This window comes from Vibrio sp. 1401, assembly GCF_033340295.1.
In genome coordinates this window covers 1-1092 of sequence record NZ_JAWOWF010000132.1, presented here as the reverse complement: position 1 = coordinate 1092, position 1092 = coordinate 1, and the positions used below count along the sequence as shown (strand labels likewise).

Below are 1092 nucleotides of genomic sequence, written 5' to 3'. Positions count from 1 at the left end.
GTAACTTTGAGAGAACTACTTGGTTTTCCGAGACGTCGGAAACCGCTACACCGGAAAATCAATTGGAGAAATCACCATGGCAGTGAATGTAAATACTAACGTATCAGCGATGACCGCTCAGCGTTACCTAAACAACGCAAACTCAGCTCAACAAACTTCTATGGAGCGTTTGTCTTCAGGTTTTAAAATCAACAGCGCGAAAGATGACGCTGCGGGTCTACAAATCTCGAACCGTTTGAACGTACAAAGCCGTGGTTTGGATGTAGCGGTTCGCAACGCGAACGACGGTATCTCGATTGCACAAACTGCTGAAGGTGCAATGAATGAGACCACTAACATTCTTCAACGTATGCGTGATTTGTCTCTACAATCAGCAAACGGTTCAAACTCGAAAGCAGAACGTGTTGCGATTCAAGAAGAAGTGACCGCGCTAAACGACGAACTAAACCGTATCGCAGAAACCACTTCTTTCGGTGGTAACAAGCTGCTAAACGGCACACACGGTGCGAAATCGTTCCAAATCGGTGCGGATAACGGTGAAGCAGTGATGCTTGAGCTAAAAGACATGCGCTCAGACAACAAAATGATGGGCGGTGTGAGCTACCAAGCTGAAAGTGGTAAAGGTAAAGACTGGAACATTGCTGAAGGTAAGAACGACCTAAAAATCAACCTAACGGACAGCTACGGCCAAGAGCAAGAAATCAACATCAGCGCAAAAGCGGGTGACGATATCGAAGAGCTTGCGACTTACATTAACGGCCAAACTGACCTAGTGAAAGCCTCAGTAGACCAAGACGGTAAACTGCAAATCTTCGCTGGCAACAACAAAGTTGAGGGCGAGGTCGAGTTTTCAGGCGGTCTATCTGGTGAACTAGGCTTAGGCGAAGGCAAAAAAGTAACAGTAGATACTATCGACGTAACCTCAGTTGGTGGCGCACAAGAATCTGTTGCTATCATCGATGCGGCACTGAAATACGTAGACAGCCACCGCGCAGAGCTGGGTGCATTCCAGAACCGTTTCAACCACGCAATCAGCAACTTGGACAACATTAACGAGAACGTGAATGCGTCGAAGAGCCGTATCAAAGATAC

At 47.0% G+C, this 1092-nt stretch carries 1 protein-coding gene; it reads left to right on the top strand.

Going from position 1 to position 1092, the window contains the following annotated elements:
• Positions 1-76: 76 nt before the first annotated feature.
• On the top strand, positions 77-1092 hold a 1016-nt coding region (locus R7Z77_RS24065; protein WP_318136887.1), incomplete at its 3' end, for a flagellin.